This window comes from Citrobacter sp. Ce129 (assembly GCF_030334545.1).
GTDB classification, from domain to species: Bacteria; Pseudomonadota; Gammaproteobacteria; order Enterobacterales; family Enterobacteriaceae; genus Citrobacter; species Citrobacter europaeus.
Genome location: NZ_JAOWDS010000048.1, coordinates 58332 through 80524, shown reverse-complemented (window position 1 = coordinate 80524; position 22193 = coordinate 58332). Strand labels below are relative to the sequence as shown.

Annotated in this window: 18 protein-coding genes, 2 tRNA genes and 1 pseudogene; 12 read left to right on the top strand and 9 right to left on the bottom strand. The window is 47.8% G+C overall.

The genetic code is table 11. The features are described 5' to 3' along the window. Positions 1–610: 610 nt before the first annotated feature. Genes ycfP through hinT form a run of 6 tightly spaced genes read right to left on the bottom strand, consistent with a single transcriptional unit; the run spans position 611 to position 4407 of the window. Positions 611–1153, bottom strand: a complete 543-nt coding sequence (ycfP, locus tag OGV77_RS01520) for an alpha/beta hydrolase YcfP (RefSeq protein ID WP_047412021.1) — start codon at positions 1151–1153, stop codon at positions 611–613. A gap of 21 nt (positions 1154–1174) precedes the next feature. Further along, positions 1175–2200 carry a beta-N-acetylhexosaminidase gene (nagZ, locus tag OGV77_RS01515; protein WP_043015976.1) on the bottom strand — a complete coding sequence of 342 codons (1026 nt, stop codon included), beginning with the start codon at positions 2198–2200 and terminating at the stop codon, positions 1175–1177. 10 nt (positions 2201–2210) lie between these two features. Then, positions 2211–3035, bottom strand: coding sequence for a thiamine kinase (thiK, locus tag OGV77_RS01510; protein ID WP_087051053.1), 825 nt, complete (start codon positions 3033–3035; stop codon positions 2211–2213). Continuing rightward, on the bottom strand, positions 3016–3657 hold the full coding sequence (gene lpoB / locus OGV77_RS01505; RefSeq protein WP_047412030.1) for a penicillin-binding protein activator LpoB: 642 nt from the start codon (positions 3655–3657) through the stop codon (positions 3016–3018). Before lpoB ends, thiK begins: the two co-directional genes overlap by 20 nt. A 13-nt stretch (positions 3658–3670) precedes the next feature. Beyond that, complete coding sequence (locus tag OGV77_RS01500) at positions 3671–4045, bottom strand: YcfL family putative periplasmic lipoprotein (protein WP_043015973.1); 375 nt, start codon at positions 4043–4045, stop codon at positions 3671–3673. 2 nt (positions 4046–4047) lie between these two features. After that, the gene (gene hinT, locus OGV77_RS01495) at positions 4048–4407 is read right to left on the bottom strand and encodes a purine nucleoside phosphoramidase (RefSeq protein ID WP_016156204.1); all 360 of its coding nucleotides are present in this window, start codon (positions 4405–4407) and stop codon (positions 4048–4050) included. Between the two features lie 348 nt (positions 4408–4755). Here hinT and fhuE point away from each other — a divergent pair, with 348 nt between their 5' ends. Beyond that, the gene (gene fhuE / locus OGV77_RS01490; RefSeq protein ID WP_087051054.1) at positions 4756–6942 is read left to right on the top strand and encodes a ferric-rhodotorulic acid/ferric-coprogen receptor FhuE; all 2187 of its coding nucleotides are present in this window, start codon (positions 4756–4758) and stop codon (positions 6940–6942) included. Between the two features lie 74 nt (positions 6943–7016). Here the strand turns inward: fhuE and OGV77_RS01485 are convergent, their stop codons facing one another. Beyond that, positions 7017–7907, bottom strand: a complete 891-nt coding sequence (locus OGV77_RS01485; protein ID WP_087051055.1) for a LysR family transcriptional regulator — start codon at positions 7905–7907, stop codon at positions 7017–7019. Between the two features lie 147 nt (positions 7908–8054). On the opposite strand from OGV77_RS01485, the gene OGV77_RS01480 reads away from it, so the two are divergent. The 5 genes and pseudogenes from OGV77_RS01480 (at position 8055) to OGV77_RS01460 (ending at position 13905) form a co-directional block, all read left to right on the top strand. Further along, positions 8055–8654, top strand: coding sequence for a cysteine hydrolase family protein (locus OGV77_RS01480; protein ID WP_080625370.1), 600 nt, complete (start codon positions 8055–8057; stop codon positions 8652–8654). Further along, complete coding sequence (gene hypE / locus OGV77_RS01475) at positions 8651–9688, top strand: hydrogenase expression/formation protein HypE (RefSeq protein ID WP_087051056.1); 1038 nt, start codon at positions 8651–8653, stop codon at positions 9686–9688. The genes OGV77_RS01480 and hypE overlap by 4 nt, the downstream gene beginning before the upstream one ends. 13 nt (positions 9689–9701) lie before the next feature. Beyond that, entirely contained in the window at positions 9702–11987 is a 2286-nt protein-coding gene (gene hypF, locus OGV77_RS01470) for a carbamoyltransferase HypF (protein ID WP_286502541.1), read from the top strand. 31 nt (positions 11988–12018) lie between these two features. After that, the gene (locus OGV77_RS01465) at positions 12019–12738 is read left to right on the top strand and encodes an HAD family hydrolase (protein ID WP_286502540.1); all 720 of its coding nucleotides are present in this window, start codon (positions 12019–12021) and stop codon (positions 12736–12738) included. Positions 12739–12755: 17 nt separating this feature from the next. Beyond that, positions 12756–13905: pseudogene (locus OGV77_RS01460) on the top strand (MFS transporter). Between the two features lie 97 nt (positions 13906–14002). On the opposite strand, the gene OGV77_RS01455 reads toward OGV77_RS01460, so the two are convergent. Further along, positions 14003–14078, bottom strand: a tRNA-Asn gene (locus OGV77_RS01455). A 160-nt stretch (positions 14079–14238) separates the two neighbouring features. Between OGV77_RS01455 and OGV77_RS01450 the strand changes: the two genes are divergently transcribed. The 3 genes from OGV77_RS01450 (at position 14239) to OGV77_RS01440 (ending at position 16524) form a co-directional block, all read left to right on the top strand. Continuing rightward, positions 14239–15726 (top strand): EmmdR/YeeO family multidrug/toxin efflux MATE transporter, encoded by a 1488-nt coding sequence (locus OGV77_RS01450; RefSeq protein ID WP_226791866.1) that lies wholly within the window; start codon positions 14239–14241, stop codon positions 15724–15726. 99 nt (positions 15727–15825) lie between these two features. Continuing rightward, positions 15826–15901: transfer RNA gene (locus tag OGV77_RS01445), tRNA-Asn, on the top strand. Between the two features lie 425 nt (positions 15902–16326). After that, positions 16327–16524 carry a hypothetical protein gene (locus OGV77_RS01440; RefSeq protein WP_140389862.1) on the top strand — a complete coding sequence of 66 codons (198 nt, stop codon included), beginning with the start codon at positions 16327–16329 and terminating at the stop codon, positions 16522–16524. 160 nt (positions 16525–16684) lie between these two features. On the opposite strand, the gene OGV77_RS01435 is transcribed toward OGV77_RS01440, so the two are convergent. Continuing rightward, positions 16685–17800 (bottom strand): cytoplasmic protein, encoded by a 1116-nt coding sequence (locus OGV77_RS01435; RefSeq protein ID WP_087051058.1) that lies wholly within the window; start codon positions 17798–17800, stop codon positions 16685–16687. A gap of 131 nt (positions 17801–17931) precedes the next feature. Between OGV77_RS01435 and OGV77_RS01430 the strand changes: the two genes are divergently transcribed. The 3 genes from OGV77_RS01430 (at position 17932) to OGV77_RS01420 (ending at position 22187) form a co-directional block, all read left to right on the top strand. Continuing rightward, entirely contained in the window at positions 17932–19488 is a 1557-nt protein-coding gene (locus OGV77_RS01430; protein ID WP_286502539.1) for a bifunctional metallophosphatase/5'-nucleotidase, read from the top strand. 184 nt (positions 19489–19672) lie between these two features. Continuing rightward, positions 19673–21235 carry a bifunctional metallophosphatase/5'-nucleotidase gene (locus OGV77_RS01425; RefSeq protein WP_087051060.1) on the top strand — a complete coding sequence of 521 codons (1563 nt, stop codon included), beginning with the start codon at positions 19673–19675 and terminating at the stop codon, positions 21233–21235. A 70-nt stretch (positions 21236–21305) separates the two neighbouring features. Further along, a complete protein-coding gene (locus tag OGV77_RS01420; protein ID WP_087051061.1) occupies positions 21306–22187 on the top strand; it encodes a nucleoside-specific channel-forming protein Tsx in 882 nt (293 codons plus the stop codon). The last annotated feature ends 6 nt before the right edge of the window (positions 22188–22193 follow it).

The window sequence follows — 22193 nt, the reverse complement described above, 5'->3', positions numbered from 1 at the left end:
GCCACGCCCTTTACAATCCCGGCTCCCGGCAGGAAAATTGTTGCTGCGCAATACCCTCCGCTTATTCCTCCAGGCTACCGGGCCGGGCGCGAGGAAGCGTCCTTGCAAAGCGCGCCCTGAGCCAGCATCCATGCTGGCTCTCCCGGCCTTACGGAAACACGTCGGCAATTTTCAGCCGGACCAGCCACACCTGACCTCCTGCAATTTTATTTGAATATATTTGAACAGCAAAAAAGATTTAACTGGAAGTCAGTGCGTTGAAGCGATGACCCCGGTCCGGCTGAAAATCGATGAGGCGTTGACGGCTGACCGGGGCTGTCCGCAGGGATGCGGACAGAGGGGACGGCCTGCATGGACGCAGGCTCGACCCCGACCCAACAGGCAGACGGCATAAGACGAATAACTCGCGCAGCGACGATTTTCCCGCCGGGAGCCTGGGTTGCAAGGGAGGCGGCGGTGAGCCTCCCTTGCACGTTCACAGGTATCTGCGCTTCAGAGAAATGACACCGCTGAGGTGAACGGAACCCTCAGCCGGAATCACATGTTCACCATACGTTCGTAACTGACGAGCATTAGCCTGGCGGCTGTTTTTTTAAAAGCTCAATAAGGATTAACCTAACGTCTTGAACGCTTTGATTCGCTGCAAATGCGGCGAGATATTCTTAAACTTGTGCGTCTGTTCTTCATCCCAGACTATCTCGTAATAATGATGCAGCTCTTCTGACGCACGCTGACTATTAAGCGCTTCATCATGACGTGACAGGATCACCAGGCAGCGATCGCGATTCTTTTCGCGGAAATTGGTCACGCATTTTGTCGCGATATCTGCATACTCTTCAGGCCGGTCAATTTTTCCTTCCATGTTCTCATACGGGAACAGGTTAGGATTAAACACGACCTGACGAATATCACACAGAAAACCAATGCGTTCAGCCCAATATCCCCCGAGCCCCACGCCACAAATCAGCGGACGGTCGTCCACATTAAGCTGCAGCATTTTGTCCACTTCTTTCAGCAGATGCTGCATATCATGTTTAGGATGCCGCGTACTATAGCTAATCAGCCTGACATCCGGGTCGATGAACTGCAGTTGCAACACCTTTTCATGGTTGCCCGGGCTGTTAGAGTCAAAACCGTGTAAATAGATAATCATCGCATCCTCGCCAAACTTGCGTTAATGACCTGCTTTCTCTTCCTGCCAGCGCTCATGAAGCTGGTTGAGCTGGGCGCTTACCGTCTTCCAGCGTGCAGAGTCCATCAGTTCCTGACGTGAAAATGAACCTTTATGATACAAACGTGTAACACGTTCTGCATTGATCGGCGACAGATTATCTAACACACTGACCGCTCCCTTACGATTATTGCAGACCAGGATCATATCGCAACCGGCATCCAGCGATGCCTGACCGCGCTCCGCATAGCTTCCCATAATCGCCGCCCCTTCCATCGACAAATCGTCGGAGAAAATGACGCCATCGAAGCCAAGCTCCTGACGTAATACCGTTTTCAGCCAGTGCGGCGAGCCGCTCGCCGGACGTGGATCCACGTCACTGTAGATGACGTGCGCAGGCATAATGGCATCGAGTTTGTTTTCAGTAATCAACGTCTGGAACACGGACATATCTTTCGCCCGAATGTCAGCTTCTGAGCGTGGATCGGTTGGCGTTTCTTTGTGTGAATCCGCCGTCACCGCCCCATGTCCGGGGAAATGTTTACCGGTGGTTTTCATGCCAGCAGCGTGCATACCGTCAATGAAGCGGGTCGCCATAGCCAGCGCTTTCAGCGGATCGGCATGGTAAGAGCGCTCGCCAATTGCCGCGCTGATATGCCCCACATCCAGTACCGGCGCAAAGCTGATATCGATGTCCATGGCGATCATTTCGCTGGCCATTAACCATCCGGCGTCCTGAGCCAGTTTGCCGCCCTCTTCCAGACCGTGCAGCGCGGCAAAGGATTGGGCCGCTGGCAAACGCGTAAATCCTTCACGAAAACGCTGTACGCGCCCGCCTTCCTGATCTACCGCCACGACCAGATGATTGCGCGATGACGCGCGGATCTGGCGAACTAACTCACGTAACTGTTCCGGGTCATGATAATTTCGGGTAAAGAGAATCAACCCACCTACCAGCGGATGCGCCAGAATCTCACGCTCTTCAGCGTCCAGCTCATACCCTTCGACATCCAACATTACTGGGCCCACACTACTCTCCTTATCCTTTCATTGTTAGCTGCCGCCAGCTTTCATCGGCCAGCCTGATAAATTGTCGATCGCCGGTTTGTCGCCAGCGATACTCAAACCACCCCGCCTTTAGCATCATTACCCAGGGCCGCCATCGTCTGACCTGTCGCCACAGCGCGTTTTGCTCAATGTGCGATCGCTGAGCGTAGGCGTTAACCAGCCGCTGGTGCTGGGATTCATCGCTGACCCATACCGCCGCCAGCTCCAGGGCGATATCACCGTCACCAGCATATTCCCAGTCAATCAGCCGCAGCCCTGAGGATGTACGTACGATGTTGTCACCGTGGACATCCATATGCAGCGGCCCCAGACGCAAAGGTCGAGGCTCACCGCGTTTCCGTAGCCGCTTCAGCGCACGTAACCAACATGGCGTACGACGCGCCGGATCGCCACACTGCCAGTACTGCTCAAGTAACGGCAGCAGACTGATTCGCCAGCCCAATCGGGGTTGCTGGTGCAGATGATACAATAAGCCAGCGAGTTCGTCGGCGTCCGGTAATCTGGATTCTACCTGGCCGTGTAAAAAGTCGACCGCCATCCACCCACGCGTATAAAAGCGAGGGCGCGGCGCAAGACTTTCTGGCAGATGTTTTAACGCATGATAATGGCGTAAGAAATGCGATTCCGGCGAATCAGGGTCGTGATGACGACGCAGCACTAAGCGGTGAGTATGATGTTCGATGATGCAGCTCCCGCCGCTCAGGCCGCTCTGGCTGGCTGCGACGGGATGATACTGTGGGAAATAGCGCGACAAGACTTCGTCGCGCGTCAATCGGTTATTGTTGCTGAACGGCACCTTTACCTGACCAGATTATCTCGCCAGTTTGTACCAGCATTAATTGCATTTGCAGCGCAGGCGAATTGACGTTGCCGGAAGCGCTGGAATAGAGCACATACTGTGCGCCAACGTTGCGGGCGATCCCAATCGCTTTGCTGCGCGTTCCCAGACTATCGTTCGGCGACAAACCTAACTGCTGCTTGGCGACAGCCAGTTGCTGGGCAGAAACCAGAGTAAACTTGCCGTTATTCGCCAGCGCGTTACGCAAGGTCTCGGTGGCTTCACCGCTATTCAACGAGCCGTTGGTGCGGTTATTGACGCTATCAACCAGCAGAACGCCTCCCGCTTTGACGCCGTCAGCCTGCAGCATTTTGCCGACCATCGGCTGCATAGCCCCGTTCCAGTCATAGTGGCGTTGACGTGGCGTCGGCTGCGCCGTTTGGTCCTCATGCTCAATCGGACCCGGCTGCTGCGGTATGGTTGGCACCGTTGGTACAACCGGTACCGGCTGTTGCGGCTGCGCGGGTTGTTCCGGCACCGGCTTCACTTCCTCTACCGGTGCGGGTTCACGTTGCACCACACAGCCAGAAAGAAACATCGCCAGCGCGGCAATCAGTGCGTAGCGATTCATTTTGATCATCAAGATTCACCCCTTACAAATAAAGATAAAGTCTAACCTTGTGCGCCCCCAGAAAATTGGCGCTGCCGTACAGCATCACCGACGAATGAGCCGGGATAGTCATGCTGCGTGGCGCTTCCAGAGGGTGCATTTCCAGCCCTCTGGCGTCATACCAGTAAAACCGATAATGAACGGTAACGGGTTCTTGTCTTTCGTTATAGAGTCGAGAGGATGCCGAGGCCTGAATATCAGACGTGGTTAACGTCGGCTGTTCTGCTGTAATGCCCGCCGCCAGAATCGTTGATTCCATCACCAGCGACTGTTCATCACTTACCGGAATTTCAGGATGTGTCCGACAGCCAGCCAGTAGCAGCAAGCTCAGTGAAAGTGCAATGCATCCTCTGGTCATGCTTACAGACCTTTATGCGCAAGCATTGGACCGAGCGCACGGCCACCCAACAGGTGCATATGAATGTGATACACCTCCTGACCGCCATGACGATTGGTATTCATGATTAGACGGTACCCATCTGCAGCAATACCTTCCTGCTCGGCGATTTTCGCCGCAACGGTGATCATGCGCCCCAGCGCCTGCTCGTGTTCCGCCGTCACATCGTTGACGGTCGGGATCAGGACGTTTGGAATGATCAGAATATGCGTAGGTGCCTGAGGGGAAATATCACGAAACGCGGTGACCAGTTCATCCTGGTACACGATATCCGACGGAATTTCACGACGGATAATTTTGCTGAATATAGTTTCTTCTGCCACGACGTTTTCCTTTTTCATTAACAGCCCAAGCGTTATGCCATGCTACGCCGGGTAACTCTGCGAGTATAGAGTATGAGCGAGTTACTCACGCTCTTTCAACTTTAACCCTCGATTATTTAAGCAAAATCCTTTGCCGCTGCTGTTCTTATAACCATTTCCCATCGCTATCGCTTAAGCATAGTACTGAAACAATATTTCATTTATCGCGTAGCATCTGTTTACACATTGAATGTTAATGCGTATATTTCGCATTTGTATTTACATGCGCACTTAATAATTTACAACCAAAGGGTTCATCACACTACCGGTGATTCGAACTTAATATTAATAATTATCAAGGACTTTTCGATGTCTTTCACAACACTCAACGGGAATGTTCAACGCCAGCCGGGGGTTGCCCCTTCTTTACTGGCAGCCTGCATCACGTTAGCGCTATTGCCCTCCACCAGCCTCGCAGCCCCTTCTGAAGAAACCGTGATCGTGGAGGGTTCTGCTCCAGCCGTATCCAGCGAAGAGCAGGATTACAGCGTTAAATCGACGACCGCTGGCACCAAAATGCAGATGACGCAGCGCGATATTCCGCAGTCGGTCAGCATCGTCAGCCAACAGCGCATGGAAGATCAGCAGTTGCAAACGCTGGGCGATGTGATGGATAACACGTTGGGGATAAGTAAAAGCCAGGCAGATTCAGATCGCAGCAGCTACTACTCTCGCGGATTTCAGATTGATAACTACATGGTGGATGGGATCCCGACCTATTTCGAATCCCGCTGGAATCTCGGTGACGCTCTTTCCGACACGGCCCTCTTTGAGCGTGTCGAAGTGGTCCGTGGCGCAAACGGGCTGATGACCGGAACGGGTAACCCCTCCGCCTCCATTAACATGATCCGAAAGCATGCCACCAGCCGCGAGTTCACCGGTAATGTTTCTGCGGAATATGGCAGTTGGAATAAACAACGCTATGTGACCGATCTGCAAAGCCCGCTCACTGCAGACGGCAACGTGCGCGGTCGCATCGTGGCGGGCTACCAGAATAACGATTCCTGGCTTGATCGCTACAACAGCGAAAAAATGTTCTTCTCCGGGATTGTCGATGCCGATCTGGGCGATACCACCAGTCTGTCTGCAGGTTATGAATATCAGCGCATTGATATCAACAGCCCAACCTGGGGTGGATTGCCGCGCTGGAATACCGATGGCAGTAAAAACAGCTACGACCGCTCGCGCAGCACTGCGCCAGACTGGGCGTACAACGATAAAGACTTCAATAAAGTGTTTGTCACCGTCAAACAACGTTTTGCCGATACCTGGCAGGCGACCATGAACGCCACCCACTCCGAGGTCAAGTTCGACAGTAAAATGATGTACGTTGATGCCTATGTCAACAAGGCCGACGGCACCCTGGTTGGCCCGTATGGCAGCTATGGTCCGGGCTATGACTACGTCGGCGGAACCGGCTGGAACAGCGGTAAACGTAAAGTGGATGCCGTCGATCTGTTCGCCGACGGCGGTTACGACCTGTTTGGTCGTCAGCATAATCTGATGCTTGGCGGCAGCTACAGTAAACAGAATAACCGTTATGAAAGTTCGTGGGCGAACGTCTTCCCCAATGAAATCGGCAGTTTCTATACCTTCGATGGTAACTTCCCGGAAACCAACTGGAACCCGCAGTCATTGGCTCAGGACGATACCACGCACATGAAATCGCTCTACGCCGCAACGCGTATTTCGCTGGCCGACCCACTGCATTTGATCGTCGGCGCGCGTTATACCAACTGGCGTATCGACACCCTGACCTACAGCATGGAGCAAAACCACACCACGCCATATGCGGGCCTGGTATATGATATTGACGATAACTGGTCTACCTACGCCAGCTATACCTCAATCTTCCAACCGCAGAACAAGCGCGACAGTTCCGGCAAATATCTTTCCCCGATTACCGGCAACAACTATGAGCTTGGCCTGAAGTCCGACTGGATGAATAGCCGTTTAACCACCACCCTCGCGGTGTTCCGCATTGAACAGGATAACGTGGCGCAATCAACCGGTGTGCCAATCGCCGGTAGCAATGGCGACACGGCCTATAAAGCGATGGATGGTACGGTCAGCAAAGGGGTCGAATTCGAAGTTAACGGTGCAATCACCGATAACTGGCAGATGACGTTTGGCGCGACACGCTATGTTGCTGAAGACAACGAAGGCAATGCGGTGAACCCAAACCTGCCGCGTACCACGGTCAAACTGTTCACCCGTTATCGCCTGCCGGCTATGCCGGAACTGACCGTCGGCGGAGGAGTTAACTGGCAGAATCGCGTTTACAGCGATACGGTCACGCCTTATGGCACACTCCGCGCGGAACAAGGAAGCTATGCCCTGGTAGATTTGTTCACCCGCTATCAGGTAACAAAAAACTTCTCTGTGCAGGGTAACCTCAATAACCTGTTCGATAAAACCTACGACACCAATGTCGACGGTTCTATTGTCTATGGTGAGCCGCGCAACGTCAGCGTTACCGCCAGCTATCAGTTCTGATTCTAAACACATCACGCTCCACCTGCCCATCAGGTGGAGCGGCATATAGACATTGCGGCGAAAACGCCCCTTTTTTACGCCACGACAGGGGTATCACCTGCCACAACCAGGCGCAAAAATTCATCCCGACGATGACTTTTTATTTTAGGGTTCCACACCACACCAATATCCCAGCGTATTTGCCTCTCCACAGGCATTAATAAGTTAACATTGGCGGGCAAAAAAGTACGAACACTTGCGGGTAAAAAGGCGACGCCATTACCACCAGCAATTAATGCCAGTAGTGATGTCATATCATCCGTAGCGGACACCGGAACAGCCTTCAGTTGGTTACTTTGGAGAAAGTGTGCAGTTTGTTCAGCAAGGCAAGGGTTGGTAGACGGATCGAGTTGAAGTAAGGGATATGCCGATAGTGCAGCCTGAATATTCATCTTATTTAAATCGCTATTCTTCAGCATAGCAAGCGCCAGCGTTTCTTCATAAAGAATATATGAAGCCAGGCCTTTACTTACAGGCATCCGCACAAAACCTATATGCAGTCGTCCCTCCAACAGCATTTTCATCTGGACACTGGAAGGAAGATGATTAATAACAATTTCACACTCAGGTACTCGCTGATGAAATTGTTTTATCCATTTTGGAACCTGCTGAAATGTCGAAATCCCAAAGCCCATAAATAACTTTTCACGATTTTTTGAATTAATATCTCTCGCATAGTTCAGAAATTCAATATGAGCTTGTAAAAGCTCATTGGCTTTAGAAAAAAGCTGCTGCCCAAACACAGTTAAACTTGCGCCATGCCGTCCGCGCAAAAAAAGATCGCCACCTGTCAAATGTTCCAGCGTCTGTATCTGCTTTGATAGTGCTGGTTGCGTCAGGAAGAGATCTTTTGCAGCATTGCTGTAACTTCCTTTCATCGCTAATGTAACAAAAGCACGAAGTAGTTTTATATCTATTCCTTTCATTTATTGAACCCTGAAAAAAATGGAATTATACAAATACCTATAACAGGCTCATGATAGCAAGGTATGGCAATAAAGAAACATAACTGACCAGTAGAAAACTGTAAAAAAGCCCTCTTAATAAATATTTAATTATAATGGAATATAAGCATGCCAAATGTAGCCGTGCTAACAAATGATTTGCAATATGAGTTTACGTATAAAATTACCCGCTCGGCTCAGGAATTAGAACAAAAACTAGCGGCATTTAATCAATTTCTTGATGGTGTCAGAAATCAAAACCAGGCTGTCATCCATTTGCAGTTAATAAACGATCCTGACGACCCCGCAGTACAGCGCCGCTATAAAAATCGCGCTGCCGGAATTCCTGCTTTGGCCGGGCGGCCAGAAAACCAAATAATCGACAGTATTTTCCACCCTTCTGACCTCATCGTAGTGAAAGGAAGAGACAGTGGTTTCTTTAACAATAACCTCGATGAAACGCTGCAAAATTTAGACATCAAAACGGTTATCGTGACCGGTTTGCAAACGCATGTCTGCGTTCAAACCACCGCCGCAGATGCTTTTTTCCGCGGATACAACGTGTGGGTGCCAGAGGATTGCGTTTTTGCTCCTTCCACAGATGATACCACTCGCGCCTTAGAATGGCTTGCCAGCTACTGCGCTACCGTTGCCCCTTCGACTGAGATTTTATCGCTGTTGGCAAAACATGGCGATCTTCCTGAGCGCAACGAAAGGACATCCGCATGAAAAATCTGTTAATACAGGCACTGAAACAGACAGATACCGTTGTTCTGGACCATGGGACAGGCGCTCGCCTTAGTCGGGAACTGGTCGAGCTAATTGCGGAAATTCTCGGCGATACCTATCTGGGGACCATGGAAGACAGTGCCTTGCTCGACCTACCGTCGCGACAAATTGCATTTACTACCGACTCTTTCGTTGTCACACCGCTCATCTTTGGTAATGGGGATATCGGTAAAATTGCGGTATGCGGTACCGTCAACGATCTTGCTGTGAGTGGTGCACGTCCGCTGTATCTAACGCTGAGTCTTATTATTGAGGACGGCATGCCCATATCCGAACTTGTCACTGTTATTGAATCGGTCCGTGATACGGCCGTTGCGGCCGACGTCAAAATCGTTGCCGGGGACACCAAAGTTGTTGGCAAGGGAGAGGCCGATCGTCTGTTCATTAACACAGCGGGTGTTGGCGTTCTTGAACATTCCCCAGTTTCAATTAAAAACGTTCGTCCAGGGCAAAAAATAATACTGAGTGGCTATATTGGGAATCACTCTATTCACCTGCTATCCCTGCGCGAAGGCCTGGGATTTGAACGAAATATCCTTAGTGACTGCGCTCCACTCAACATGATGATTCGCCAACTTCTCGATACCGTTCCTGCCGGGAAAATCACCTCGATGAGGGATGTCACTCGCGGCGGTCTCTCTGCGGTGCTTCATGAACATGCGCGCGCAGCAAAACATGAAATGCGTTGCGAGAGACAATCTTTGCCGATCCAGCCAGAAACGGCGATGGCGGCAAGCATGCTGGGCGTTGACGTCATCAATCTTGCTAACGAGGGGTGTCTTTGCTTGTTTGTAGAATCGGATAGCGCAGAAGAAGTGCTCAGACTCTTACAGGCGCACCCGCTTGGGCAAAAGGCCGCGATTATTGGCGAGGTATTAACTGCCCCACAAGCCAAAGTCAGCATGCTTGAACAGGATGGAACCGTATCAACAATAGAGGAGCTCTACGGTGCAGAATTGCCACGACTCTGCTAAGCAATGCGACGCCGTGGAAACCCGGCGTTACCGCATTTGCGGTATCGTCCAGGGAGTCGGATTCCGTCCTTTAGTCCATCGGCTGGCTCGCAGCTTTGAAGCCACAGGCTGGATACTTAATGATTCCGAAGGCGTATTGCTGGAGCTTCAGGCCACGTCGATACATATCGCACAACTTATTGATGAACTGGTATCTAATCCGCCACCAATGGCCCGTATCAATGGTATTGTGGAAGTACCGCGAGAAAATTCGGTTCAACAATACGCAGAGTTTAGTATCCGTAAAAGCCGTCAGTTGACGCGAATGGATACTATCATCCCACCGGATTCAAACGTCTGTCAGGATTGCCTTGATGAAATGTCTGACCCGCAAAACCCGAGGTATCGGTACGCTTTTATTAATTGCACCAACTGCGGACCGCGATATTCAATTATCCAGGCGATGCCTTATGATCGTTCTCAAACAACAATGCAAGCCTTTGCAATGTGTCCGGCCTGTCAGCATGAGTATGATGACATCAATAATCGCCGTTATCACGCGCAACCCAATGCTTGTCCAGAATGCGGACCCAAACTAGAGCTAAGGTCTCGCAACGGCGAAACGATAATCACAAACGATATAGTCAAATTTGTCCTGGCAAGGCTAAAAGAAGGCGCGATTATTGCGATGAAAAGCCTTGGCGGTTTTCATCTGGTTGTGGATGCGAATAATGAAAATGCCGTTTCGCAACTGAGAACGCGCAAGCGCAGAGATGCAAAAGCTTTTGCCATTATGGTAAGAGATGCAAATCATGCCGCACGTATCGCCAGTGTCAGCTCGCAGGAAAAAAAACTTCTGGAAAGCAGTGAACGCCCAATCGTATTACTGCGTAAACGCAAAAACACACTGCCGGAAATCATCGCTCCGCATAACCCCAGTATTGGTGTCATTCTTCCATCAACACCACTCCAGTATTTACTACTAGAAGATAGCACAATGCCAGCTCTGGTAATGACCAGTGGTAATCTCTCAGGCCATCCTATCGTATTTGATAACACGAGCGCGATTGCGCAGTTGGGTGAAATCGCGGACTATTTTATTCTTAACGATCGTGATATCCACACTCGTGTCGATGATTCCGTTGTCCGCGTTATGGCTCATGGCAATAATCTTTCATTCCTTCGGCGCTCACAAGGTTATGCCCCCTATCCTGTACACCTTTCTTCCAGGGTTGCTCCGATCATCGCTCTTGGCGCAGAACTAAAAACAACTGTGAGTATCGCGAAGGGTAATAAGGTGTTTATGAGCCAGCACATCGGCGATCTCAAAAATGATCTTACGTTTGCATCACACCTTTCGTGCGTTAATCATCTGCAAAAGCTTCTTGATATTGAGCCAAAGGTTGTGGCCTGTGATCTCCATCCGGCATTTCGCTCGACGCGTCGTGCACTGGAGCAATCGCAACTGCGGGTTATTCAGGTGCAGCATCACCATGCACACATGGCCTCGTGCATGGCTGAAAACGGACTCAGTGGAAAAACGATTGGCGTTGTATTCGACGGTACAGGGTACGGCGTTGATGGCACTATCTGGGGTGGCGAATTTCTTGTAGGAGATACCAGAAGCGTTAAACGTGCCGCACACCTTCGTCATATCGGCCTACCAGGCGGTGATAGCGCGGTTAAAGAGCCCATCCGAATAGCCATTTCGTTATTAACGGAAATTTACGGGGAACACATTCCTGAGCTTTCAATTCCTGGTCTGCTGACATTGTCTGCAGACCAGCGAAACGTTTTCGCAAAAATGGCTATCCGAAAGATTAATACACCAGTAACCAGCAGTATCGGCCGGCTCTTCGATGGCATCTCCGCATTACTGGGCATTTGTACGCATATTGAATACGAAGCGCAGGCCGCCATTGAATTAGAAGCGTTATTATATAGCGATTTTCATATGTCGCATCCTTTCGCCTTCTCGATTGTGGAGTCAGAAGACCATCTCGAGGTGGATTATCGCCCGATGATTCATGAGCTGATTACAGAATTAACAGCACACTCCCTCGATTTATCTGAATTAAGCCGGCGCTTTCATTCAACTATCGTGGAGATTATTACCGCAGTCTCTATCCGTTTATCTGCACTTGCCAGGACACAGCAAGTTGTACTGAGCGGAGGAGTCTTTTGTAATGAGTTTCTACTCAACAATACCCTAGACCGACTGCAAGCAGCTGGACTCAAAGTTTACTGTCATCAACTCGTCCCCACTAATGATGGTGGCATCTCTTTAGGTCAAATTGTCGTTGCATCCAGCCTAAGCTAATCGCATCTTATTTATAATTAGGAAATAGAATATGTGTAATACCCTCCCGAGAGCTACTGCCGTATTATTTGATATGGACGGTGTGCTTATTGATTCAAATGAAGTGATTGAAAGAGGCTGGCGTGAAGCGGCTGCAATGTATGGTAAGACAATATCGGAACAGGAAATTATCAAACATATTCACGGACAGCCTGGCCCGCACACTATTCGTGCGCTTTTTAGTGACCTGCCGCTCGTTGACCAGCAAAAAGTTCAGGCTCATATTATTCATGTTGAAAATACTGCGTCTTACAATCCTATCCCCGGTGTCGCAGAACTTATTACCTTACTGGATGCCGCAGGTATTCAGGTTGGCATTGTAACCAGCGGTTGGCGTGAGAAAATCGACCGAGTGACAGCGATGCTGCATGTTCAGTCTTGCATTTCCGTTATTGTTGAGCGTGATGACGTCACCCAAGGGAAACCTTTTCCTGACCCTTATCTTCTTGCAGCCGAACGTCTTGCTATTCCCGCAGAGAAAACAATCGTCTTTGAGGATTCCAAGAGTGGCGTCACCTCCGCTGTTGCCGCAGGAGCTTTTTGCGTCGGGATCGGTAGCGCTGAACTGATTTCCTGTGGAGCCCGGCTTGTTATTTCAGACTTTACCGGTGTTGAGGTCATATCGCGACTGGATGGAAATATCGCGATTTCATTTTGCCCGGGGCATGTTTTGATCATCGATAAAAAAGACGCATCTCAGGAAACAGAATAGAGTTCAAAGGGCCATTAATGAAAGTCGCGCAAAAAGGAGTCTGGGCTGTTACAACATTATTTTCTGTTAATGGATTTGTTACCGGAGCCTGGGCAGTGCAAATTGCCCAACTGGTTTCACGTTTTAACATTACGGATAAAGTAATAGGCCATTTGATACTTATTTTCGGACTGGGTGCATTATTTATGATGCCGCTATCCGGCATGGCAATGGAAAAATACGGCTCACGACGCATAGTGCGTATTTTTTCCATCGCAGCCTCAGTTGCTCTTATTCCTGTGGGATTCGCACCTGATATCTACCTGTTAACACCGATACTCTTTTTTCTTGGTGCCATGATTGGGGCAATGAACGTTGCGATGAATTCGAATGCAGTAGCCGTCGAGAAAGCCTTGTCACGCACAGTGTTATCTTCTTGTCACTGCTTCTGGAGCATTGGGCTTTTCACTTCTGGTCTGATAGGAGGCTATCTGGTTAAGCAGTTTGGTTTTCTGACGCACCTGTTTTTGATTAGCACGATTTCGTTAGCGATAACATTGTCTGTATGCCCACATGTCATCAAAGACGAATCAATAAGAATTAAGCGTTCAATTAAAGAAAAACAGCCGCATCATTCGTACATTATCTACGTTATCGGTGTTGTTGCTCTGCTGGCCATGATCCCGGAATGTGCGGTCGTTGACTGGTCGTCACGTTATTTACTGAAAAACCTTAATGCAACTACTGAAACGGCAAGTCTTGCCTTTGCCTGCTTCGCGGGAACCATGGCAATTTTTCGCTTTTTGGGAGATTCCATTCGCAATCGTTTCGATGCCATTCTCGTGATGCGCACATCCAGTCTGCTGGCTGGAATCGGACTGCTGGCAGCAGCGGTGGCAAATCATCCCTGGCAGGCTACCGTTGGTTTCGCTATTGCCGGTATCGGCATCGCCAATCTGGTACCAATTGCTTTTTCCGCGGCCGGAAACCAGCCTGATATATCAACCAATACAGGAATGAGTATCGTTACTACCATTGGCTATCTGGGTACGCTGCTGGCACCTGCTCCTGTCGGTTTGGTTGCTGAACTGACGGGTTTTCCTGCCGTATATGCTGGGATGGCCGCCATGCTGGGGGGGGATTACGCTGCTTGCCCCTCTGGTTCGGGTAAAGTCCTGCGAAACCTGAGGCAAGCTGGATGGGAAGCCATCGGCAAGCCTGATATCGCCTAATGCATTGATAACAAAAAGCCCGCTTAAGTTTCCTTAAGCGGGCTTCTTAAATATGGCTCCTCTGACTGGACTCGAACCAGTGACATACGGATTAACAGTCCGCCGTTCTACCGACTGAACTACAGAGGAATCGTTGTGGAGGCTTATCTTAGCGGCGAAAATTTTTTTGTCAAACCCCATTTCTATGAATGCGTATCAATTGATGCTTCTCTCGACAGTTTGTTGCATTTACAGACATTTTAAATGGAAAAAACTTTGCAGCTTTTTGGATTCTCCCTCATCATTTGAAATGAGGTTTCAACTTTCTTCTTTAAGGTCCACTTTGAACGTCTCCGCTGCCTTACGCCAGGTCGCTTCCCGTACGCCCTGGTATGCCAAACGCAAGAGTTATAAGGTTCTCTTTTGGCGCGAAATCACCCCGCTTGCTGTCCCTATTTTTCTGGAAAACACCTGTGTGCTGTTGATGGGGGTCCTGAGTACCTTCCTGGTGAGCTGGTTGGGAAAAGAAGCAATGGCTGGGGTCGGCCTCGCCGACAGTTTCAACATGGTCATCATGGCATTTTTCGCCGCCATCGATCTGGGTACCACGGTGGTTGTAGCATTTAGTCTGGGAAAACGGGATCGTCGACGGGCCAGAGCCGCGGCCAGACAATCGCTGGTGATCATGACAATTTTTGCTACCGTGCTGGCCGCGGTCATTCATTATTTTGGTCAACAGATTATTGACGTTGTCGCAGGTGAAGCAACGCCAGACGTTAAGGCTTTGGCGCTTACCTATCTGGAGCTAACTGTGCTCAGCTACCCGGCGGCAGCCATTGCGTTGATCGGTAGCGGTGCACTACGCGGAGCCGGAAATACCAAAATACCGCTGTTGATTAACGGCGGCATGAACATTCTGAATATCATCATCAGCAGCATCCTGATCTACGGGATCTTTTCCTGGCAAGGGCTGGGATTTGTGGGGGCCGGACTCGGGCTAACCATTTCACGCTACATCGGTGCAATCGCCATTATCTGGGTACTGATGATTGGTTTTAATCCGGCGCTACGTATTCCCTTCAAAAGCTATTTTAAACCCCTCAATCTCGCCATCATCTGGGAGGTTATGGGGATCGGTATTCCGGCAAGCATCGAGTCGGTACTGTTTAATGGCGGTAAACTGTTAACGCAGATGTTTGTCTCAGGCATGGGCACCAGCGTAATTGCCGGAAACTTCATTGCATTTTCTATCGCTGCGCTCATCAATCTCCCGGGGAATGCTTTAGGTTCCGCGTCGACAATCATTACCGGCAGGCGTTTGGGAAATGGCCAGATTGCCCAGGCTGAAATCCAGTTACGCCATGTTTTCTGGCTGTCGACAATTGGCTTAACCGCCATCGCCTGGCTAACCGCCCCTTTTGCTGGCGTGATGGCCGCGTTTTATACCCAGGATCAGGATGTAAAAGAGGTCATTGTCATTCTGATTTGGCTCAATGCGGCATTTATGCCGATATGGGCGGCTTCCTGGGTATTACCGGCTGGCTTTAAAGGTGCTCGCGATGCACGTTTCGCTATGTGGGTATCAATGTTGGGCATGTGGGGCTGTCGCGTCGTAGTGGGCTACACCCTGGGGATCGTTTTAGGATGGGGCGTAGTCGGTGTCTGGTTAGGGATGTTCTTCGATTGGGCTGTGCGCGCGGCGTTATTTTACTGGCGTATGGTCACAGGCCGTTGGCTGTGGAAATACCCGCGTCCCGAACGGGAAAAGTGCATAAAACAACCTGTTGCGCCTGAATAATCGGCGAAATGAGGAATATTTCGGCAAACGATCGAATTTAGCGATTCAGGCTTTGACAACGCTGAGTGGCATCGCTAATATTCGCCTCGTTCACACGATTCCTCTGTAGTTCAGTCGGTAGAACGGCGGACTGTTAATCCGTATGTCACTGGTTCGAGTCCAGTCAGAGGAGCCATATTTAAGAAGCCTGCTTAGGAAACTAGGCAGGCTTTTTGCTTTAAGACTTACTTATGAATACTGATATCATCAGGTTTCAATAAGTTAGCGTGGAAAATCTTCCTGATTTTCATGGACTACAGTCGCCCAGTTGGGTGCACGCCTTCAGTATCTCAACTATCGCGTAATCAACAAGAATCCCGAATTGCGCCAGACGAGTATCCGTATTCATCCAGCCACAGATAATGTGGCGCACGAGATTATCTGCGTTCCCCACTGAAACCCGGTAGCCGTTTGCTAATGGATTACGCCCTCTCCCGCTAGCTCCTCTTATGCATTCCACTAATAAATAGAATTATCAACATCAATAACACACAGATATCATTACTCACGAATCGATCGATAAATGCTATTCTGTTAAGAATTCACAATGGTTACATCTATATGGGTAGCGATGAAGATATACCGTGGTACGGTTGTCGTTTTTTCAAAATTGACATCCTCGGTAATGTCATTTTTGAATTCGACATGAGTGATTCTGATGGTGCACCTCAATACCCTGGAGAGGGTTATCGTGCAAGATTATTTGCCGAAACAGAACTGTCTTCATTAATCACTACAGCCTCAATTACTGTAAATTGATAAAGAGATGTATTTTTAAAAAGCACGAGTAATTGATTAAATTACATATATTTCAAGGGTTCATGTACCTACATGAACCCTTTATGATATCAATCAAAAAAGGATGTCATAACATCATGACCGGGAAGATTTACCCGAGACTCATCATCAGGAGCCGCTATTAAAGTTTAGCGTTATATTCATGCGCGAGGGAAATTAGTATTTGCGTTACGCTTCCTGCGGATAATTGGGTACTGCGAGTAAAATTAGTTTGTTTGTATAGCCAGCGAATATAGCGCCGACTGGCCGTTAAAGAAATTGTCCTGGCATTTTTGCCATCCCCGCCGGTTAATGGGCAAACCATCTTACGGTTTTTTTCCTGTATCCAAAGCGACCACTGACTTTGCCACCAGCCATGCCGCGTTTTGCCCTGAAAATACCAGGGAGTATTTGTATCACTGTCACTTATATCCTCCTCTATAAACCAAAGCTCAGCTTGTTGTTGGCGAAACAGTTCTGCCCAAACAGTAATAACCGCTCCGCGAAGAAAACATTCGTGAGAAATAACATGTGTCTTTATCTCAGGAAAGAGGGTCTTCAACAGCCGAAAATGTCCATGAGCTGATATAACCGGACGCAGAATAGAACCATTGGCGTTACATTTGAGTACCGCACTTCCATACTGAATCTCATCGAACTGACTGCGTTGTAAAAACTGCATCTCACGCATATCAACGTGTTTTACGATATCACTGCGATCCAAATCAGGTTCGATATTGCCTCTCCAGAGATAACGTAAGGTTTCCCCGACCGGGTGCTGAGTAAAATTAGTAGATAGATGAAGAATATTACCTCGGATAGCATCGAAACTGAGCAGGACATAGAGTTTCTGATCTGCTTCCGCCCCCTGAAACGGTACAATTAAAGGAACCGTTTCAATCCGTTCTGGTGATATTACTTCTCTTCGTAATTGCCGCTTAGGTGTCCAGACTTTTTTGCAGGCGCAGCACTGAACGCGCTGTGTTCTTTGCGGATTATAACCATAACAAATAGTTTTCTTGCCATAACATACGGGACAAAAATGGCCACTTTCAGAGGCGTATGCGCTTAAGTAAACAGTCACCCATTCATTAAATTGTTGTGCTTCAAATAGTGGGGGATAACTCCCACATGCCCGACAGTGCAATGCCGGATAACCCAACCTATAGTTCGGCCAGCTGTAATCTTCAGATGTAGCTAACCCTAAATTGCGACACCCAAACGTCTTGCAGGTATTAATTGTAAATAAAGTCGACATGAGCCACCAACGATTTCCAAAGGTCGCTGATTTTGAACTATAACCTCGATTTGATTGTGTGAACAGACGCACATATCAATGTCTTTCGGAATGTAAAATACCCCGAATAAATGTGAATAGAGGAACAGTTTATGAAATTAAAAGTGATTGCTGCGAGTATTTTGTTGACATTACCATTCTGGGCCTGTGCCAAGGATGTCACCATTATTTATACCAACGATCTCCATGCACATGTGGAACCTTATAAAGTGCCGTGGATTGCTGATGGTAAGCGTGATATCGGCGGCTGGGCGAATATCACCACTTTGGTAAAAAAAGAGAAAAGCAAAAACAAAGCCACATGTTTTTTTGATGCAGGTGACTATTTTACCGGTCCTTATATCAGCAGCTTAACGAAGGGCAAGGCGATCATTGATATTATGAATACCATGCCGTTTGATGCTGTCACCATGGGCAATCATGAATTTGATGATGGCTGGGATAATACGTTACTCCAGCTAAGCCAGGCGAAATTCCCTATTGTGCAGGGCAATATTTTTTATCAGAACAGTGATAAAGCGTTTTGGGATAAGCCATACACCATTATTGAAAAAGATGGCGTGAAAATTGGCGTTATAGGTTTGCACGGCGTATTTGCCTTCAATGATACCGTTTCTGCTGCAATGCGCGAAGGTATTGAAGCACGGGATGAGATTAAATGGTTACAGCGTTATATTGATGAACTTAAGGATAAAGTGGATTTGACCGTATTACTGGTTCATGAAGGCACGCCTGCCCGTCAGTCCAGTATAGGAAGTACCGATGTACGCCGTGCGCTGGATAAGGATATTCAGACGGCAAGCCAGGTGAAAGGTCTGGATATTCTGATTACCGGACATGCGCATGTCGGTACGCCGGAACCCATTAAAGTAGGCAATACGCTGATCCTCTCGACAGACAGCGGTGGTATCGATGTAGGGAAACTGGTACTGGACTACAAAGATAAGCCACATAGTTTTACGATGAAAAATTTCGAACTTAAAACCATTTACGCAGATGAGTGGAAGCCCGATCCGCAAACAAAGCAGGTGATTGACCGCTGGAATAAGAAACTTGACGAAGTGGTAGGACAGACGGTGGCGCAGTCGCCGGTTGAATTAACACGTGCATATGGTGAATCAGCTTCGCTGGGCAACCTGGCTGCGGATGCTTTGCTGGCCGCTGCGGGTAAAAACGCACAGTTGGCCTTAACCAACTCTGGCGGTATCCGCAGTGAGATCCCGTCTGGCGCGATTACGATGGGCGGTGTCATTAGTACATTCCCATTCCCTAACGAACTGGTCACGATGGATCTTACCGGTAAACAATTACGTAGTCTGATGGAACATGGCGCAAGTTTAAGTAATGGCGTGTTGCAGGTATCAAAAGGCCTGGAAATGAAATACGACAGCAGTAAACCCGTAGGACAACGGGTCCTGGAACTTACACTTAATGGTAAGGCAATTGAAGATGCGACGGTTTATCACATTGCTACCCAAAACTTCCTTGCTGATGGTGGTGACGGCTTCACCACATTTACCGAGGGTAAAGCGCGTAACACAACAGGTGGGTATTACGTTTACAACGCAGTGATCGATTACTTTAAAACAGGTAACACCATCACCGATGAACAACTTAACGGTATGCGCGTTGCTGACGTAAAAAAATAAGTATTATTGCCTTAATAAGTTCTAATCGGTGTCATTAGTTGAAAATATTCGGCTTTATTGGCTATTTCTTATCTTTAAAGTCGAATATGGAAGCATTACTGAAAAGTAATAAAAACATGCAAACATCTGCATGAGATCTTGATTGAAATATAATAATTACTCATAAAGCTGAAAGGGTTTGGCTATGAAGATAAGAACAAAGCTTAATTTTATTACATTGTGCCTGTCCGCAACGTTAGCCGCATCAGTTAACGCAAAGGATGTGACGATCTATTACACTAACGATTTACATGCTCATGTATCTCCAGGGAAAATTCCGGCCGTCGATAAAGAACGTCTGGTAGGAGGTTTTGCGAATATAGCCACCATCGTTAATGATGCGAAGAAAAGAAACAAAGATGTATTTTTCTTCGACGCCGGAGATTATTTCACCGGCCCCTATATAAGCACCTTGACGAAAGGTGAAGCAATTATCGACATCATGAATACCATGCCGTTTGATGCTGTATCCGTGGGGAACCACGAATTTGACCATGGCGTTGATAATATGGTTAAGCAGTTATCAAAAGCAAAATTTCCGGTTTTGCTGGGTAACGTTTTTTATACTAACAGTGACAAACCCGTCTGGAACAAACCCTGGACGATTATCGAAAAAGATGGCATAAAAATTGGCGTAATTGGTATACATCAAAAATTTGCGTTTTATGACACCGTTGCCGCTAAGGCATATGCGGGTTCAGAGGCCCGTGATGAAGCACCTTATATTCAAAAAGGGCTTGATGCATTAAAAGGTAAAGTGGATATCACTGTGCTGCTTATCCATGAAGGTACGCCAGCACGTCAATCAAGTTATGGCAATAAAGACGTAGCCAGAATGTTGCAAGCCGATATCGATACCGCAAAGAAATTTGAGGGTATTGATGTGTTAATTACAGGACATGCTCATGTGGGCACACCTGAGCCAATTAAAGTCAATGACACGCTCATTGCTTCCACAGATGCGTATGGTACTGATATCGGTAAATTAGTATTGGATTTTAACCCGCAGACTAAAAAAATTGACGGCTATGACGGTAAATTAATCACTGTATTTGCAGACGAATATAAACCAGACCCTATAGTTCAAGCCAAGATTGATGAATGGAATGCTAAGCTGAAAAATATCACCGATCAAATCATTGGGTCAACAACCGCCCCCTTCACCCGCTCTTATGGTGAATCATCACCTGTTGGTAATTTAGTTATTGACGCCATGATGGCCAAGGCGCCGGACGCTGTCGTGGGATTACAGAATAGTGGAGGATTGCGTGCTGATTTACCACAAGGAAATTTACGATATGGTGATGTAATTACTACCTTCCCATTTAATAACGAACTTGTTGAAATGGATCTCACCGGTAAGGATCTTATCAATTTAATGATCCACGCAACTAATCTTACTAATGGGGTTTTGCAAGTTTCAAAAAGCATTCATGTTGAGTATGACAGTAAAAAACCTTTGGGTGAGCGAATCATAAGTTTCACTATTAATAATAAACCTATGGATCCAACCAAAACATATCGGGTTGTTACACACTCATTTTGCGCGACGGGTGGAGATGGATTTGAAGCGTTCTTAAAAGGAACCAATATCAAAACTATCAATAGTACTACCTCTGCTGAGTCAATCATTGATTATGTCAAGACTCATAATCCTTTGAAACCCGATCTTGAAATGAGAGTAGTCGATGTAAGCACGGCAAAATAGGTTCACGAATATATTTTCCATTACATGAACCATCTTTATTAACAAATATCTGCGGAAGGTACCCCTACGTATGCAAAAAATAACACAAATATTATCCGGCGCATTTATGCTTTTCCCTACGCTAACAATGGCAGCCTCAGCGAATAATGAATACGCATCAGACTGGTGGCATCAAAGTATTAATATAGTTGGGAGCAACTCCACTCGTTTTGGGCCACTAAAAAGAGCCGACTTATATCCCGAGTATCGTGCATGGGCACATGCGGATTGGTTTGATTTCTATGGCTACGCTGACTTACCTAAGTTTTTTGGTATAGGCAATGATAATGATATCGGTATTTGGGACAACGGTTCTCCGTTTTTTATGGAGATAGAACCACGCTTTAGCATCGACAAATTAACGGGGGTCGACCTAAGCTTTGGTCCATTTAAAGAATGGTATTTTGCCCACAACTATATCTATGATGCAGGAACCAATGAGGGACAACGTCAGAGCACATGGTATATGGGGATAGGGACAGATATTGAAACGGGACTACCGATGACGTTATCTGCAAATATCTATGCCAAATATCAAGGAAACAATTACAATGCAGCCAACGAAAACGAATGGGATGGTTATCGCTTTAAAGTAAAATATGTCATTCCTATTACCACAATATTTGGTGGAAAACTAAATTACGTCGGCTTTACCAATTTTGACTTTGGTTCAGACCTAAAAGAAAAATCAGGTGGCGAGCAGCAATTTTACTCCCGAACAAATAGCTCGATAGTTTCCACAAATGTACTCAGTCTGGTTTATCCTCACTGGAACTTTGGCGCCACCCTGCGTTATTTCTATCATGGTGGACAATTTGAAGAAGGTAGTAAAGCATTTAACAGCGACGGAGACATCACCTCTATAGACTCAACGGGGTGGGCATACTATTTAACTGTTGGTTACGCTTTTTAAACAATC

Excerpts from the sequence above, each read along its gene's own strand:
- OGV77_RS01465 (WP_286502540.1), top strand. The coding sequence starts at position 12,019 with ATGTGTAATACCCTCCCGAGAGCTACTGCCGTATTATTTGATATGGAC.
- fhuE (WP_087051054.1), top strand. The coding sequence starts at position 4,756 with ATGTCTTTCACAACACTCAACGGGAATGTTCAACGCCAGCCGGGGGTT.
- ycfP (WP_047412021.1), bottom strand. The coding sequence starts at position 1,153 with ATGATTATCTATTTACACGGTTTTGACTCTAACAGCCCGGGCAACCAT.
- OGV77_RS01485 (WP_087051055.1), bottom strand. The coding sequence starts at position 7,907 with ATGAAAGGAATAGATATAAAACTACTTCGTGCTTTTGTTACATTAGCG.
- OGV77_RS01430 (WP_286502539.1), top strand. The coding sequence starts at position 17,932 with ATGAAATTAAAAGTGATTGCTGCGAGTATTTTGTTGACATTACCATTC.
- lpoB (WP_047412030.1), bottom strand. The coding sequence starts at position 3,657 with ATGATCAAAATGAATCGCTACGCACTGATTGCCGCGCTGGCGATGTTT.
- hypE (WP_087051056.1), top strand. The coding sequence starts at position 8,651 with ATGAAAAATCTGTTAATACAGGCACTGAAACAGACAGATACCGTTGTT.
- OGV77_RS01500 (WP_043015973.1), bottom strand. The coding sequence starts at position 4,045 with ATGACCAGAGGATGCATTGCACTTTCACTGAGCTTGCTGCTACTGGCT.
- OGV77_RS01440 (WP_140389862.1), top strand. The coding sequence starts at position 16,327 with ATGGGTAGCGATGAAGATATACCGTGGTACGGTTGTCGTTTTTTCAAA.
- OGV77_RS01420 (WP_087051061.1), top strand. The coding sequence starts at position 21,306 with ATGCAAAAAATAACACAAATATTATCCGGCGCATTTATGCTTTTCCCT.
- OGV77_RS01480 (WP_080625370.1), top strand. The coding sequence starts at position 8,055 with ATGCCAAATGTAGCCGTGCTAACAAATGATTTGCAATATGAGTTTACG.
- OGV77_RS01435 (WP_087051058.1), bottom strand. The coding sequence starts at position 17,800 with ATGTCGACTTTATTTACAATTAATACCTGCAAGACGTTTGGGTGTCGC.
- OGV77_RS01450 (WP_226791866.1), top strand. The coding sequence starts at position 14,239 with ATGAGGTTTCAACTTTCTTCTTTAAGGTCCACTTTGAACGTCTCCGCT.
- OGV77_RS01425 (WP_087051060.1), top strand. The coding sequence starts at position 19,673 with ATGAAGATAAGAACAAAGCTTAATTTTATTACATTGTGCCTGTCCGCA.